We start from the raw sequence: 17,113 nt of genomic DNA on the forward strand, positions 1-17,113 counted from the left end.
ACAAATGCACGGAAAGGCTCCATCGAAACATTTATACTTGCGTCAAGCACCCAAAGTAACGTAGCAGCCATCCATAACAACTTCGACTCAGGCATCAAAAACAAGCCAATAGATGCAAAAATTGACCCAATAAAGAAATAAGGTCTTCTTCTCCCAAATTTTGTCCAAGTTCGGTCACTCATTGAGCCAATCAAGGGCTGAATCAAAAGCCCTGTCATCGGGCCAGCCAACCACAAAATAGGAATTTCGTCTGGATTTGCTTTAAGTTGTGCGTAAATTCCACTCATATTGGCGAGTTGTAATCCCCAGCCAAATTGAATTCCGAAAAAACCGAAATTCATGTTCCATAATTGCCAAAACGAGAGTTTTGGTTTGGCTTTTCCGCCAGACGTTTGCATTGATGTTGCTGATGCCATTTTTTATAGGTAAAAGGTTGAATAACATGCTTTAACCCTACCCTATTAGGTATTTGGGAGAGTTTTTTTTATTTTATTTCAAAAACTGTCACACTATTTGGGGCTAAATTTATACTGAGAGCCTCCAAAAATGAAATGGCTTTTGTTTGCTGATTGATAGTTTGACTATTAGACTCTCTATCAAAACTCAAAACATTAGTATAACTTACAGGTACTTTGGTGTCTATTTTCATCAGATTCCAAGCTCCTTGCGGAATAAAAATATTGGTAGAATATAATTTTTCCAAGTCAAAGTTGCAAATAAACAACAATTTTTGATTTTCTGTAAACCTTAAATAACTATATATTTTTTTATCATTATAATTTACAGCTTGACCATTATTATTGACATATTGCAAATCATAAAATTGTCCATTTTTTACAGCATCACTATTATTAACAAATTTCAGTAATTCAGCGTAAAAGTTTCTGATATTCTTCTGTTCTGACGTCAATTTTCCACCATCATAATTATGATTATTTACCCAATTCTGAAATTCGGGAACACCCCAATAATCAAACATTGTAGTTCGGCCATCATCTCCACTAAAACCTTCGGCAACCGTTGGCTTTACTCCTACTTCTTGACCAAAATAAAGCATTACAGGCCCACTATGAAGTGTTGAACTCACCACCATCGCAGGTATCGCCTTAAATGGGTCATTGGCAAAATATTTTGAAGCAATGCGGTGTTCATCATGGTTTTCTAAAAAACGCAACATTCTATTTGCAAAATTTCCCGATTCGTTTTGCCAAACACTCGTAATATCATTGGCATTTCCATTCCCTTCCATTAATTTACGAAGGGTATCGTATAAACCAACTTTGTCGTACAAATAATCGAATTTACCTTCAAAAAGATATTGGTTATAGGTTTGTGGGTTATAAATTTCGGCAATAAAAATTACGTTTGGATTGAGTTTTTTAATTTCAGGAATCACCCAACCCCAAAACTCCACAGGCACCATTTCCGACATATCACATCTAAAACCATCAACGCCTTTTTTTGTCCAAAAGGCCAAAATATCACGCATTTTCAGCCAAGTACTCGGAATAGGCTCGAAATGCTTACTTCTGTTATCCAAATAATCTACGCCATAGTTGAGTTTAATTGTCTCAAACCAATCATTAATACTTGGTTTTGCGGAAAAAACATCGTTTCCCGTTGCTTTTGCAGGAGATTCATAATAACTATTATTGACTTTTACGGGAGGTTGAACTCCATCAGGCACAATAAAAGCTTGTCCTGGTATATAATAGAAATTATTGTAGGGAGCAAAAGTTTTGGTTTTATCATCTTCTTCGCCAAAATCTTTAACACCTTTTGGTTTTTTATCAGAATGATAGCTTCTTGCTACGTGATTGGGCACACAATCAATCAAAACTTTGAGTTCGTTTTTATGACTTCTTGCCACCAAATCTTCAAATTCCTTCATTCGATTTTTCACATCAATTGCCAAATCAGGATTGACATCATAATAATCCTTGATGGCATATGGCGAGCCTGCAATACCTTTTACAACCAAAGGATTGTCTTGCGGAATCTTAAACTTTGAATAATCGGTCATGGTTGCGTGTTCAATTACACCAGTAAACCAAACGTGCGAAACACCAAATTTTTTGAGTGCCTTCAAGGCTTTATCATTGATATCGTTGAATTTCCCTGTGCCGTTTTCTTCTAAAGTTCCGTTGAATTTATTGGTGGTTTTGAGATTTCCGAACAAGCGGGTGTAAATTTGATAAACTACCAATTTGTCGGTTTGTTTTTCTTTGGTCATTTTGATTGGGATTTGAGCCATCGAAAAATGGCATAAAGCCACCAAAACAATGGCAATTGATTTATTCATTTTGTCGTAGGTTGAAGTTCGTTTCAAATCTAAACAAGATTTTTTTATGAAAAAATACTTTGATTGTGTTATTTTGCCTTACGAACAAATACTTTAACAAATATGAAACTTACAAAACTTTCACTCCTTCTTGTTTTTGTACAATTAGGTTTGCCACTCCATGTTTTTAGTCAAAACCCTGATATTCAACGTATTGACCCTTCAAATTGGTGGGTTGGCATGAAAAACCCAAACCTTCAAATATTGGTTTATGGCAAAAATATCGCTTCTTCAAAAATTAGTTTAAAACCCTACGTTGGCGTTAAATTAAAGAAAATTCAGAAAACAGAAAATTCCAATTATCTTTTTGTTGATGTTGAAATTGCAAAGAACACGAAAGCTGGTAAAATACAGTTTACGGTTGGTAATGGACAGTCAGCGGTGAATATTGATTATGAATTACGACAAAGAACAGCAAAACCTCAAGCCGTGACACAAGCAGATGTAGTTTATTTGTTGATGCCAGACCGATTTGCAAATGGTGACGAATCGAACGATAAATTTACTGACATGAATGACCCTCAGGCTGACCGTAAAAGTCCGTGGTTGCGTCATGGTGGAGATTTACAAGGAATCATTGACCATCTTGATTATTTTAAAGAATTGGGCGTTACAGCACTTTGGATGACACCAATTATTGAGAATAATACTCACCAAAGCAATGAAGGTGGCACGATGCGTAGCTCGTATCATGGTTATCATTTTACTGACCATTATCAAGTTGATAAGCGTTTTGGTGGAAATGCTGCTTATTTGAAATTGATCGATGCGGCTCACAAAAAAGGCATAAAAATTGTGCAAGATGCGGTCTATAATCACGTGGGTGAAGATGCTTGGTTTAACCAAGATTTGCCTTCAAAGACGTGGATTCACAATTGGGATAAATACACCAATACTTCATACAAAGACCAACCACTTTTTGATGTCAATGGCTCGAAATATGACAAAAAAGTAACCGTTGATGGTTGGTTTACTTCTTTTTTACCAGATTTAAACCAAAAAGACCCACTTTTGGCAAATTATTTGATTCAACACGCTCTCTGGACAATCGAATATTTTAACATTGATTCATGGCGAATTGACACCTATATTTATAATGATATGGAGTTTATGAATCGTTGTAACAAAGCGATTTTAGACGAATACCCGCAAATGTTGCTTTTTGGCGAATCGGCAGTAAATAGCCCAATTAGTCAAGCTTATTTTACAAAAAACAATTTGAATATTCCGTTCAAATGCAATTTACCTGCAGGTTGCGATTTTGTGCTTCAAGGAGCTATTAATTCATCATTGAACGAAGATTTTGGTTGGAATAATGGCGTAAATAGACTTTACCAAACTTTGGCACAAGACATTATTTACCAAAACCCAGAAAGACTTGTGCCTTTTGTGGAAAATCATGATACTGACCGCTATTTTTCAGTAATTGGTGAAGATTTTAATAAATATAAATTAGGTTTGACATGGCTTTATACCCTTCGTGGCATTCCGCAAATGTATTATGGTACTGAGTTTTTGATGAAAAATTTCAAAAATCCAACCGATGCGGAAGTAAGAAAAGATTTTCTAGGAGGTTTTAAAGGTGATAGTGAAAATAAATTTACCGTAGCAGGACGCAATGCTAAAGAAAATGAGGCTTTTGATTTCAACAAAAAACTTCTGAATTATCGAAAAAATTCAGAAGCATTGACTAAGGGGAAATTTATGCAATTCACACCTTTCGATAATGGCGTTTATGTATATTTTCGTTATACCGAAAAGCAAACAGTAATGGTTATTAGTAATACAAAAAAAACTGAAACAACTTTTTCAACCAAGAATTTTGCTGAAATAATCAAAGGTGCAAAATCAGCAAAAAATATCATGACAGATGAAGTTTTGAATGATATTTCGACCTTAAAAGTACCTGCAATGACAGCAATTATCTTGGAATTGAACTAAAGCCCCAATTTCTAAATCCTTTTCCCCGATGAGAAAAGGGACTTCTTAACATTAAGTTTATAAAACACAACAATGATTAAAGCATTTTTATTTGATTTAGATGGCGTAATTGTCGAAACAGCAATTTTTCATTACCAAGCATGGAGACAAATGGCCAACGATTTAGGATTTGATATTTCAGAGCAATTCAACGAAGGGTTGAAGGGTATCAGCCGCATGGAGTCGCTCGATTTGATTTTAAAACATGGTGGCATTGAGTTGAGTGAGGATAAAAAACTTGAGTTAGCTGCCAAAAAGAATGAAAACTATTTGAGTTTGGTCAGCAAAATGACACCCGATGATATTTTGCCTGGAATTACCGATTTTTTGAAGCAAATCAAACAAACTGATATAAAAATTGGATTAGGTTCGGTCAGTAAAAATGCCAAAATGATATTGAAAAGTGTTGGTTTATTGCAAGAATTTGATACTATTATTGACGGTACGAAAATTTTGCGAAGCAAACCAGACCCCGAAGTATTTTTGAAAGGTGCAGCCGAATTAGGTTTTTCGCCAGACGAATGTATTGTTTTTGAAGATGCGGTGGCTGGCGTTGAGTCAGGAAAAAGAGCAGGAATGAAAGTAGTTGGCATCGGAAAACCAGAAGTTTTAACAAAAGCTGATATAGTTTTGGCTGGGTTTGAAGGACTTGATTTAAATGTTTTATTGAACCAGATTTAAACCAAACCAAAAAATAACAAAAATACTTTACCTATAAAGTCGGTTATAAAAGCCGACATACGATAATGAAAGATTACATAAAACATGATGCGTGGTGCATCATAGAAGAAGGATTCCACGCCGAACATAACGAAATTACCGAAAGTTTGATGAGTTTGGGCAACGGTCGCATGGGCGGACGTGGAAATTTTGAAGAAAATTATAGTGGAAAAACCCTAAAAGGCAACTATGTTGCTGGAGTTTGGTTTCCTGACAAAACTCGTGTAGGTTGGTGGAAAAATGGCTATCCAAATTATTTTGCCAAAGTTATCAATGCTTGTAATTGGACTGGAATTGACATCGAAATTGATGGCGAAGTGCTTGATTTAAACACATCTGAAATTTTAGAGTTCAACAGAACACTGAATATGAAAACAGGTGTTTTAGAGCGTATTTGCACCGTTGAATTATCAAATAACAAACAACTAAAAATTCATTCGCAGCGTTTTTTGAGCATGGTTGATGATGAAGCAGGTGTAATTAAATATTCAATTACTCCGTTAAACTTTTCTGGTTCAGCCAAAATCACGATTTCGCTTGATGGTGATGTTTCTAACAAAGACTCGAATCATGGCGAAAAATTCTGGAAAGAAATCAGTAAAGAAACTGCACACGGAGAGGCTTATTTGACACTCGAAACCAAGCAATCTGCTTGGGATACTGTGCCTACTTTTCAAGTGTGTACGGGTATGAAGTTTAAGATTTATCAAGAAACTCAACTTGTTGATTATCAAACACTTCCAATAAAAAAAGAAAGTTATGTTGCCAACGAAATAAAAATTAATTTAGAGGAAAACCAAGAAACTTCAATCATTAAATTTGCCGTTAATCTTTCCTCAGAAAATCATTCGATTGAGAAATTAAGTTCAAATGCGAAAAATTATCTTGATAAAGTTACTAAAAAGGGCTTTGACTTGATGCTTGCTGAACAAAAAACGGCTTGGGCAAAAAAATGGGAAGGAAACGATATTCAAATTGAAGGTGATGTAGCAGCTCAACAAGCGATTCGTTTCAATATTTTTCAGTTGCAGCAAACTTATACGGGCGAAGACGCTCGTTTAAATATTGGCCCAAAAGGTTTTACAGGAGAAAAATACGGCGGTGTAACTTATTGGGATACCGAAGCTTATTGTTTGCCTTTTTATTTAGCTACTTCTGACCAAAAAGTTGCCCGAAATTTATTGGTTTATCGTCACAATCATCTACAAAAAGCTATTGAAAATGCCGAGAAATTAGGCTTTTCTGACGGAGCAGCACTTTATCCGATGGTAACGATGAATGGCGAAGAGTGCCATAACGAATGGGAAATTACTTTTGAAGAAATTCACAGAAATGGAGCAATTGCTTATGCAATTTTTGATTATGTGCGTTATACCGGCGATGCCAAATATTTAGAAGAGTATGGTCTTGAAGTTTTGACCGGTATAGCAAGGTTTTGGTCGCAGCGTGTTAATTGGTCGGCTGACAAAAACAAATATGTAATGTTGGGTGTAACAGGTCCAAATGAATATGAAAACAATATCAATAATAACTGGTATACCAATTATTTGGCGGTTTGGTGTTTGAAATATACTATCGAAAGTTTTGAAAAACTTAAAGGTGAGAATCAAGAAATATTTGACAAAGTTATTGTCAAAACAAGCCTTAATTATACAAACGAAAGCAAAAAATGGCAACATATTGTAGAAAATATGCACTTGCCTTATGATGAAAATCGTCAGGTTTTCTTGCAACAAGATGGTTTTTTGGACAAAGAATTATTGACTGTTGCAGACATTTCCGAGCATCGTCCTATCAATCAAAAATGGTCTTGGGACAGAATTTTGCGTTCGTGTTTTATCAAACAAGCCGACGTTTTGCAAGGAATGTATTTCTTTGAAGAGGATTTTACGATTGATGAATTACGCAGGAATTTTGATTTTTATGAACCAATGACAGTCCATGAATCATCACTTTCACCATGCGTACACGTGATTCATGCGGCACGATTAGACAAAAAAGACAAGGCTTACGAAATGTATGTGCGTACTGCTCGTCTCGACTTGGACGATTATAATAATGACACCGAAGACGGCTTGCATATTACCTCAATGGCTGGCACTTGGCTATCTGTTGTGCAGGGTTTTGGTGGCATGAGAGTTAAACAAGATATGCTCTCTTTCGAGCCATTTCTACCCGAACAATGGCAAGGATTTTCGTTTAGAGTTGGTTTTAGAAACAAAGCCTTACAGGTTTCTATAAAACCGAATATCATAGAAATAGAAAATCTTTCTAAAAAATCAATTTCCGTTTTGGTTTATGGTAAAGAGGTTTTAGTTAATGCCAATACTACAAAATTGGTTACTTACTAATATTTGTGAACAAACAAAAAACGCTGTCAGATTATGATTTGACAGCGTTTTTTTATACATTCCGAACCCAACATTGAAACCTCAATTGCACCCTCCTATTTCTGCTTTGAAAATTGTACCACTATCTGCTTTAAAACCAGCATTGAGTTGGATATTTTTTGCTTGGTAAGTTGCTCTTGTGCCTGCACCAGTTACGAAATTTGTCGCTGTGATCGTTCCATTTGTGGCTGATGCTTGTTTTGTTATATTTCCTGAGGAGATATTATCAGTTGGGTTGCTTAAAGGTAATAGTGAAGCACAAGGATTTGGCGAAATATTCAATATCTTCTTATTATCGCTAAAAAGTAAGCAATTTGCAGATATGATAGCATTCAAAGACTGTCCAACGAAACTTGTAGGAACAACTCCATTTTTATACATAACGCCATATACTTCAAAATTGCCTGCTGCTAAAGTTGTAAAATTTGAAGTGGCATTTTGAGCAGCAATTGTACTGGTTGTGGTATTTAAAGCCATATAAGTATAGCTGTACCCAACAGGAATTGTTAATTCTTCATATATATCCCCTGTACCTTGAACACTAAATGTAATACTTGTATTTGTTTCATTAATATTATATAGTAAGGCATAGTAGCTTGTACACGCATTCAATACAATATTGCGAGAACCATTGTTGCTAATCGCACCATTTGAATTACCACCAACAAAATTATTACAATTAAATGTAGCGGATGAAAAAATGCTATAAACTGCAGATCCATTACCAACGCTTGAAACTGTGTATGTTCCTGATTGTGAGACTCTAAATTTTACTAAAACTGCATTTGAATTACCCCAAGTTGAAGCTTGACAAACAGTATATGTATCATTTGTATAATTAATAACTGGAAAACTACCAGCTCCAGCAGTACTAAAAGCCCTACTTGAACCAATAAACTTACTCACTGGCGTAAATGTCAAGCCTAAATTCAAGCTCGCATTTCCAGATTGAGCAGAAACTGTAGCATCTGAACAAATAATACTACTTATAGGTTGACAAGTTGAGGTTAAAGTAAAATTAGCATTTGAAATATCAAAGAAATTAGATGAAGAACTACCTCTACTTATTACTTTTACTCTTGCTTGGGTACTATTTGCAATATTTGCCGAAACCAAATAGTTTTCAATCCCATCATTAGGTGTATTACTTACAATAAGATAAGGAAAAGTGCTTCCCCCGTCAACTGATAAATATATGTCAACGTTTGTACTCAATAAATTTGTACTATTCACGCTCCAATTAACCGTTTGGGTATTTCCAGCAGTCCATGTTTCTCCTCCGTTAGGTAATGTAACAGCTAAAGGACCTTTTGTTCCATCAACTGTTACTGTAACATCTTTTGAATCTACTCCACCGCCACTACTTCGACTATCACGACCTGTCAATCTCATATTAATTGTACGTGCAACTTGTGGCAATGCTTCATCATTATTGGCAACACTACCTGATAAAATTGTGGCTAATGTTGGAAACATTCTTATATTCCCTGTTGAAGAAGGTGCAACACTTCTAAAAATAGGTGAATCAGTAGAACTTTGGGCATCATCTGCCCCTCCACGAGTTGTACCCAAATTGTATTGTTCCCAGTTATACAATATTGTTTCTCCATTTGCATCAGTTCCACTTCCAATTAAAGTAAACGGTGTTCCTTTTGGAATGACTAATGCTATGCCATTGGGGTTTGCATTGACCACAGGAGCAGTATTACCTGTTGCCGTATTTACACTACAAGTACCAGTACTTATGCTGTAACTAATTATACTTTCCAAGCTATTTGTATGAAAATATGTTCTATTCACAGAACCGCTAATATTATCAGGAGTGCAATTTCCCCAATAAGACATGTAGGTTGAACCACTACCTGGTTCATAGGCTGAACCTGTCATTATATTACCTGTACAACCATCATTAATACTATTAAAAGTATGACCCGCACTGAATTGATGACCAACCTCATGGATAAATGTACTAAACGAACTCGGATTTGAGCCACTCCAACCACCAGCTTTTATAGGACTTGGATTTGCACTCAAATTGAAATTCCGACAAGGGCCATTCAAATAAGCCACTCCACCGCCCGATGTTCCATGTAATACGTGTCCAATATCATAGGTCGAAAGTGCAAAATTAGCTGGGTCAGAAGTTGCCAATGCTCCAAATGTTTCTGCGGCTTTAAGAGCATCTGAACCATTAAAAGGGTCGGTTGTAGCATCGGTATAAATTTTAGTATTTACTAACATAAAACTTACTGAAACTTCTTTCTCATAAACTGCTTTAAGGGAATTTACAATACTAACAACAGCCGCTTGTGCTGCGACCAAAGTACCTCCGTTACTTGCATAAAATTCCCCTGTTGTAAGAATTGACATTCTATAAGTGCGGAGTGTTCCTCCATTACTATACCCTTGAATAGCTTTTGCTTTAAAGTTTTTCCCTAATGTATTTATATGTTCATCACGTATTTCACATTGCCCATCGGTCAATAAATCATTTTGGTAAAAAACCTCATGTTCATTTTGTGAAATATTTTTAGGTGCAATAATTACATTACCCTTGGCTGTAAAAAATAATCCATAAACACCACTCGGAGCTACTGTAAATAAACCAGATGCTTCTTTGTCTTCAGAAATGCTAAATGCTCGATAAGTTTTTATATCGGGGAATCTTTTCGCCAATTCGTCTGACATTAAAGGCGATTCTATAACTTTAAAAGTCATATAACTTCCATCAGCCATTGGCAAATCTAAGGCTATGCCACCGTCTTCCGATTGTTTCTTTGCGACTAAAATACTTATCTCTTTAGGGGCATTTTTTAATTTTTCTTGAACCGACAATAAATTTATTTTTATGGTAAGTTTTTCATTTTGTGCAAACAAAAAAGTGATTGGAGTAAAAAACAGAAGAAGTATATATTTTTTCACGACTGATAAAGTTTAGATTTAAAGGTAAAGCTACGATAAAATGAAATAAGCCTGAGTTGATTATTAATATTTTATCTAACGGTATTTTAAAACAAAAAAAGCTATCAAAATCAATTGATAGCTTTGCAATAGAAATTTCACAGATCCTACGTCTGAATCACTCCAACATTATATCGCTTCGTAATCGGTGCATGATTGGCGGCCTCAATTCCCATCGAAATAATTTTACGTGTTTCTAATGGGTCAATCACGCCATCTACCCAAAGATTTGACGCAGCAAAATATGGACTCAATTGAGAATTATAACGGTCAGTAATTTTATCTAAAAGTTCTTTTTCTTCTACATCTCCTATTGTTATTCCCTTTGATTTTAAAGTTGCAGTTTGAATTTGCACCAAAGTTTTTGCCGCCGCAGCCCCGCTCATTACGGCCATTTGTGCTGTAACCCACGAATAAATCAAACGAGGGTCATAAGCCTTACCACACATCGCATAGTTGCCTGCACCATAAGAATTTCCGACGATAAAAGTAAATTTCGGCACTACCGAATTTGCCATGGCATTAACCATTTTTGCTCCATCTTTTATAATTCCTCCATGCTCAGAACGACTGCCAACCATAAAACCAGTAACATCTTGCAGGAAAACCAAAGGAATTTTTTGTTGGTTACAATTCATAATAAATCGAGCGGCTTTGTCGGCCGAATCTGAGTAAATTACACCGCCCATTTGCATCTCTCCTTTCTTACTTTTAACAATTTTTCGTTGGTTCGCAACAATACCAACAGCCCAACCATCAATCCTGGCAAGTCCGCACAAAATCGTTTGTCCATAACCTTTTTTATATTGGTCAAATTCCGAATTATCAACCATTCTTTCAATAATTTCTACCATATCATACGGTTTGGCTCTGTCAGCAGGCAAAATCGTATAGATTTCATTGGGATCTTTTTTAGGCGGAAAGGCTTCTTTTTTATCAAAACCTGCTTTATCAAAATGCCCCATTTTGTCGAAAATATTACGAATTTCGTCCAAACAGGCTTTATCATTCGGGAATTTATTGTCAGTTACGCCCGAAATTTCGCAATGCGTAGTAGCTCCACCCAAAGTTTCATTATCAATCTCTTCACCAATCGAAGATTTAACCAAATATGAACCTGCCAAAAAGACCGAACCCGTTCCTTCAACAATCAAAGCATAATCTGACATGATAGGCAAATATGCTCCACCTGCCACACAACTACCCATAATTGCAGCCACTTGCGGTATTCCTGCCGAAGACATTTGAGCATTATTCCTAAAAATGCGACCAAAATGCTCTTTATCAGCAAAAACTTCCGACTGCATCGGTAAATAAACTCCTGCCGAATCAACTAAATAAATAATTGGTAAGCGATTTTCCATCGCAATTTCTTGGGCTCGAAGATTTTTTTTTGCAGTAATAGGAAACCATGCCCCAGCTTTTACGGTTGCATCATTCGACACTATTACACACATTTTGCCACTCACATATCCAATTCCACAAACACAACCACCATTTGGGCAACCGCCATCTTCTTCATACATTCCCTCACCTGCGAATGTTCCAAACTCAATAAAATTTTTATCTTTATCTCTTAAATATTCTATTCTTTCCCTTGCAGTTAGCTTTCCTTTGGCTTTATGGGCTTCTATTTTCTTCAAACCTCCGCCTAATTTTATTTTTTCGTACCGTTCATTCAATTCGTGTAATAATTCTTCTAATTTTAGCATAATTCTTTTTATATTTCGTTGATGAAGCAAAATAATGATAATTTTTCATTGTTTTAAACAATTTTTGCAAATATGACAAATAGTTGTCAAAACAATGATTAATATTGCAACTAAATTATCAACAAACAATAAAATACAATGAATTACTTAGAAACGGAAACTGGCGAAACTTTAGAAATGATACAGCAAAGTGCAAAAGATTTTGCCGAAAATTATATTCGTCCGCACCTGATGGAATGGGATGAATCGCAAAAATTTCCTGTTGAATTATTCCACAAAATGGGCGATTATGGTTTTATGGGCATACTTGTACCAGAAATTTATGGCGGTTCGGGACTTGGTTATCAAGAATATATTACAGTTGTTGACGAAATTTCAAAGGTATGTGGCTCAATTGGTCTTTCGGTTGCTGCACACAATTCGCTATGCACTAACCATATTCTTACGTTTGGAAACGAAGAGCAAAAGCATAAATATTTGCCAAAATTAGCTTCGGGACAATGGATTGGAGCTTGGGGATTGACCGAAACAGGCACAGGTTCGGATGCTGGCGGCATGACAACTACGGCAGTTGAAGACGGCGATTATTTCGTATTAAATGGCTCTAAAAATTTTATTACGCATGCTATTAGTTCAGAAGTATCCGTTGTAATTGTTCGTACAGGCGAAAAAGGCGACTCTCATGGCATGACAGCATTCATTATAGAAAAAGGCACGGAAGGCTTTTCGTCAGGAAAAAAAGAAAATAAATTAGGTATGAGAGCCAGCGAAACGGCTTGTTTGTTTTTTGATAATTGTCGAGTTCACAAAGATAATATTTTGGGTCATGTTGGAGATGGTTTCGTACAATCTTTGAAGATTTTAGATGGAGGAAGAATTTCGATTGCAGCACTTTCGCTCGGAATTGCTAAAGGTGCGTACGAAGCAGCCCTAAAATATGCCCAAGAAAGACACCAATTTGGCAAAAGTATTATCAATTTTCAAGGAATTAGCTTTAAATTGGCTGAAATGGCAACAAAAATCGAAGCAGCCGAATTATTGACTCGTAATGCTGGTAACTTGAAAAATCAAGGCAAAAAAATGACTAAAGAAGGTGCTATGGCAAAACTTTTTGCATCCGAAACAGCAGTTGAAGTAGCAACCGAAGGCATCCAAATTCATGGTGGATATGGTTATACAAAAGATTTTCCAGCCGAAAAATACTACCGTGATGCCAAACTTTGTACAATTGGCGAGGGGACGAGCGAGATTCAGAAAATAGTAATTTGTAGAGAATTAGTTAAATAATGGAATTTTGGGGCGAAGTTCCACTTCGCTTCCTGTAAGTCTGCTTCCTTCGACCGCCAAGTCGAAGGAAGCATTTCACAAAATAATCATGAAGATTATAGAATGTCCCCGTGATGCGATTCAGGGTTTGCATCAATTTATTCCAACTGAAAAAAAAATAAAGTATATCAATTTATTACTCGAAAGTAATCTATTCGATACAATAGATTTTGGGAGTTTTGTTTCTTCAAAGGTCATTCCGCAAATGGCGGACACAAAAGATTTAATCAAAAAACTAAATATTCAAGAGTCAAAATCTAAACTTTTGGCTATTATTGCCAACGAACGTGGAGCTTTGGAGGCTTGCCAGTTTAACGAGATTACTTATCTAGGCTATCCCTTTTCGATTTCAGAAACGTTTCAATTACGCAATACCAATGCAACTATTTTCGAGTCATTGGAACGTGTAAAATCTATTCAGGAAATTACCCAACAAGCTAACAAACAATTAGTTATCTATATTTCAATGGGCTTTGGGAATCCTTACGGCGATATTTGGAACGCCGAAATTGCATTACATTGGGTAGAACAATTAGAGCAATTAGGTATAAAAATATTTTCTTTGTCAGATACAGTTGGGGTAGCAAAACCTGATTCAATAAAATATTTATTTGAAAACCTAATTCCTAAATATCCAAACGTAGAATTTGGCTCACATTTGCACACAACGCCCGATACTTGGCAAGAAAAAATTGAAGCCGCTTATAAAGCAGGGTGCCGAAGATTTGATGGAGCGATTTTGGGCTATGGTGGTTGCCCAATGGCAGATGATGAATTGGTTGGCAATATGGCAACTGAAAATTTATTGAAATTTTCAAAGAATACTGATAATCAATTAGTTAGTGATTTAAAATTAGCTTTTCAAGAAATGATATACTAATGTTTTTTTTAAACTCTGATACCGAAAAATACCCGAAAGTTGAATTTCAACTCATTAAAACAAAGCAAGAAGGAAAACTTTTTACTATCACTCTGAATCGTCCTGAAAAAAGGAATGCCTTCACACCTACGATGGTGCATGAAGTTGCATTTGCTTTGGCTTATGCACATTTCAACAAGGAGATTTGGTGTGTTTTGGTCGAAGCGGCTGGAACAGTTTTTTGTGCAGGAATGGATTTAAATGTTTTTCAAAATCCAGAATTAGACATCAAAAATATAACCTTGCCAGCCCCATTAAGTCAAATTACGATTGGTGATGCCTTCAAATATTTGGAAAAACCTTGCATTGCAAAAGTTGAAGGGAATGTTGTAGCAGGTGGTTTTTTGTTTATAGGAGGATGTACTTTTGTGATTTCTAACGAAGATGCACAATATGGATTACCCGAAGTAAAACGGGGCATTTTTCCTTTGCAAGTAATGGCAACTTTACTAAAAATCATGCCTCAACGAAAAGTTTTGGAAATATGTATTTTGGGCAAAAACTACACTGCTAAGGAAGCATTTGATTTAGGCTTAGTTACGCATCTTTCTACAAAAGAAAATATCAAAAATGATACAATCACATTAATTAACAGCATTTTAGAAAACTCACCGTTTGCCATAAAAAAAGGTTTTGAAGCATTAAACAAGCTCCAAAACCTTTCAGAAAACGAACAACATCAATACTTATTAAACATCTTGCAAGAAATAAAAAATTCAGCCGATGCAAAAGAAGGAATTTTGGCTTTTAAAGAAAAAAGAAACCCAAATTGGGGAAATTAATATGGCGAATAAAAAGTAGAGGTTCAAAATTTTGAACCCCTACTTTTTTCCTAATTAATATCTTTCTTCTTCCCAACATTTATTGCTGGAAGTTGATTTTCGCTTACTAATTTGTTAAATGCCGGTACATCTTCGTCAATTATCTTTCTAAGTTTTGTTGTGCTTATTTCCATTTTTTTGCTCAAATCATCAAATGCCTCATGTGAGCCTTTGGTTGGTTTAGCATCGGAACTTGAAACAACACTTGCAACTCCTGCAATTTTATCATTCAAACGAATCGGATATGCCAATAAATCTTGTGTTGCACGAGCTTTGTTTTGCACCAAAGTTTGCTCCAAATCTTCTAAGTTTTTGAGCATTGGTTTGGTCAATTTCTGAAATTTAGCAATCAAAACTGTGTCTTTTACACTTTTCATATATTCGCTAACTGCTTTCTTAATTTCTCGCATTTGATTGATTGCCTTATGATTTTCTTCTAATTTATTGTGAATTTTCAATAATAAATCAAATTGAGCTTTCAAATCAGCATCAGACGCTTCATTACGGGGGTCTTTCTTGATTTCGGCAGTTTCTTCTTGCACAACGTTTTTACCAACTATCAATCGTACTTTATAATTTCCAGGAACAACTTTTGGACCAGTCAAACTACCTGCCCACATTGGTGATTTTTCTCCTTCAATTTCGGTGGCATCAGCATAACGCATATTCCAAACAAAACGATTTAAGCCAACATTTGCCGCAACTGTACCTGATCGCTGCATTTTGGTATCTTCATAAAAGTCTTTTGAAATCTTCAAAGCTTCTCCTTTCACATCTTTTTGGTTAGAATAAGTAACAATTGTATCATTATTCATAGTCAAAAACTGTATTTTTACTTCATCTTTAGGAGTACTTTCCAAATAATAATTAACTAAAACACCATTGGGAGCATTCTGACCTTCGTCTTGCGGAACACCACGTCTGCCACCACCATCGCCACCTTGCATACGGTATGAATGACGAGGTTTGAATAAATATGCTTCCGAACCCTTAATCAAATTGTCTTTTATTTCGTGAAGAGGGGTTAAATCATCCAAAATCCAAAATGAACGACCATGCGTAGCAACAACTAAATCTTTTTCTCTTTTATGGATTTGTAAATCACGCACCGAAGAAATTGGCAGATTCTGACTAAAAGTATTCCAATTTTCACCATCGTCAAATGAAACATAAACACCTCTTTCGGTTCCTGCATAAAGCAACCCTGCTTTGTTTGGATCTTCACGTAGCACACGAGTATATTCGTCTCCTGGAATTCCGTTGCTTATCGCAGTCCAAGTTTTGCCATAATCACTTGTCTTGAATAAATAAGGTTTTCTATCGCCAAACATATATCGAGTAGCTGCCATGTATGCTTTTCCTTTTACAAAATCAGAAGGATGAATAGTGCTTATTAAAGCAAAATCGCCTAATTGTGAAGTCGGAAGCGTAATATTAGTCCAATTTTTACCATTATCTTTTGTAACATGAACAAATCCATCGTCAGAACCTGCCCAAATATTACCCTTTTCTATTGTTGATTCTGCCAAAGCAAAAATCGTTGCATAAATCTCTGCACCAGTTTGGTCTAGCGTAATTGGCCCACCCGTTGCTCCAGTAGTTTTTGGGTCATTGCGAGTCAAATCTGGACTAATGGTTTCCCACGAATGCCCTTCATCATGCGTAACATGCACATATTGCGAAGTGGCATACAAACGAGTACCATCATGTGGTGAAAATAATATTGGGTATGTCCACTGAAAACGGTATTTCTTTTCAGCCGAAGTATGTCCCATATTATTTTCAGGGTAAACCATTATATTTTGTTCTTGGTTATTTGCTGCATTTTGCTTGGTCATAAAACCATCATAAGAGCCACCATAAGTAATTTTTGAGTTTTTAGGGTCAATCGCAATATAGCCTGACTCTCCACCAGCTACCGAATACCAATCTCTCAAACCTAT

At 35.9% G+C, this 17,113-nt stretch carries 11 protein-coding genes; 6 read left to right on the top strand and 5 right to left on the bottom strand.

Annotated features, from left to right (window positions below; genetic code table 11):
• The coding region (locus tag ACH2CJ_RS07915; protein ID WP_394991886.1) for an MFS transporter at positions 1–416 on the bottom strand (416 nt) is incomplete at its 3' end.
• 68 nt (positions 417–484) lie between these two features.
• The gene (locus ACH2CJ_RS07920) at positions 485–2,254 is read right to left on the bottom strand and encodes an alpha-amylase family glycosyl hydrolase (protein WP_394991898.1); all 1,770 of its coding nucleotides are present in this window, start codon (positions 2,252–2,254) and stop codon (positions 485–487) included.
• A gap of 150 nt (positions 2,255–2,404) precedes the next feature.
• Between ACH2CJ_RS07920 and ACH2CJ_RS07925 the strand changes: the two genes are divergently transcribed.
• The 3 genes from ACH2CJ_RS07925 (at position 2,405) to ACH2CJ_RS07935 (ending at position 7,392) form a co-directional block, all read left to right on the top strand.
• Positions 2,405–4,282, top strand: a complete 1,878-nt coding sequence (locus tag ACH2CJ_RS07925) for a glycoside hydrolase family 13 protein (protein ID WP_394991887.1) — start codon at positions 2,405–2,407, stop codon at positions 4,280–4,282.
• A 72-nt stretch (positions 4,283–4,354) separates the two neighbouring features.
• On the top strand, positions 4,355–5,002 hold the full coding sequence (gene pgmB / locus ACH2CJ_RS07930; RefSeq protein WP_394991888.1) for a beta-phosphoglucomutase: 648 nt from the start codon (positions 4,355–4,357) through the stop codon (positions 5,000–5,002).
• A 65-nt stretch (positions 5,003–5,067) separates the two neighbouring features.
• The gene (locus ACH2CJ_RS07935; protein ID WP_394991889.1) at positions 5,068–7,392 is read left to right on the top strand and encodes a family 65 glycosyl hydrolase domain-containing protein; all 2,325 of its coding nucleotides are present in this window, start codon (positions 5,068–5,070) and stop codon (positions 7,390–7,392) included.
• Between the two features lie 81 nt (positions 7,393–7,473).
• On the opposite strand, the gene ACH2CJ_RS07940 is transcribed toward ACH2CJ_RS07935, so the two are convergent.
• A complete protein-coding gene (locus ACH2CJ_RS07940; RefSeq protein ID WP_394991890.1) occupies positions 7,474–10,353 on the bottom strand; it encodes a reprolysin-like metallopeptidase in 2,880 nt (959 codons plus the stop codon).
• 146 nt (positions 10,354–10,499) lie between these two features.
• A complete protein-coding gene (locus tag ACH2CJ_RS07945; RefSeq protein ID WP_394991891.1) occupies positions 10,500–12,104 on the bottom strand; it encodes an acyl-CoA carboxylase subunit beta in 1,605 nt (534 codons plus the stop codon).
• 138 nt (positions 12,105–12,242) lie between these two features.
• Here ACH2CJ_RS07945 and ACH2CJ_RS07950 point away from each other — a divergent pair, with 138 nt between their 5' ends.
• Genes ACH2CJ_RS07950 through ACH2CJ_RS07960 form a run of 3 tightly spaced genes read left to right on the top strand, consistent with a single transcriptional unit; the run spans position 12,243 to position 15,131 of the window.
• On the top strand, positions 12,243–13,391 hold the full coding sequence (locus ACH2CJ_RS07950; RefSeq protein WP_394991893.1) for an acyl-CoA dehydrogenase family protein: 1,149 nt from the start codon (positions 12,243–12,245) through the stop codon (positions 13,389–13,391).
• A 7-nt stretch (positions 13,392–13,398) separates the two neighbouring features.
• Positions 13,399–14,310, top strand: coding sequence for a hydroxymethylglutaryl-CoA lyase (locus ACH2CJ_RS07955; protein WP_394991895.1), 912 nt, complete (start codon positions 13,399–13,401; stop codon positions 14,308–14,310).
• Positions 14,310–15,131: an enoyl-CoA hydratase/isomerase family protein gene (locus tag ACH2CJ_RS07960; RefSeq protein WP_394991896.1), complete on the top strand. Its 822-nt coding sequence runs from the start codon at positions 14,310–14,312 to the stop codon at positions 15,129–15,131. The genes ACH2CJ_RS07955 and ACH2CJ_RS07960 overlap by 1 nt, the downstream gene beginning before the upstream one ends.
• 50 nt (positions 15,132–15,181) lie before the next feature.
• On the opposite strand, the gene ACH2CJ_RS07965 is transcribed toward ACH2CJ_RS07960, so the two are convergent.
• On the bottom strand, positions 15,182–17,113 hold a 1,932-nt coding region (locus tag ACH2CJ_RS07965; protein ID WP_394991897.1), incomplete at its 5' end, for a WD40/YVTN/BNR-like repeat-containing protein.

This window comes from Emticicia sp., from assembly GCF_043780375.1.
Lineage (GTDB): Bacteria > Bacteroidota > Bacteroidia > Cytophagales > Spirosomataceae > Emticicia.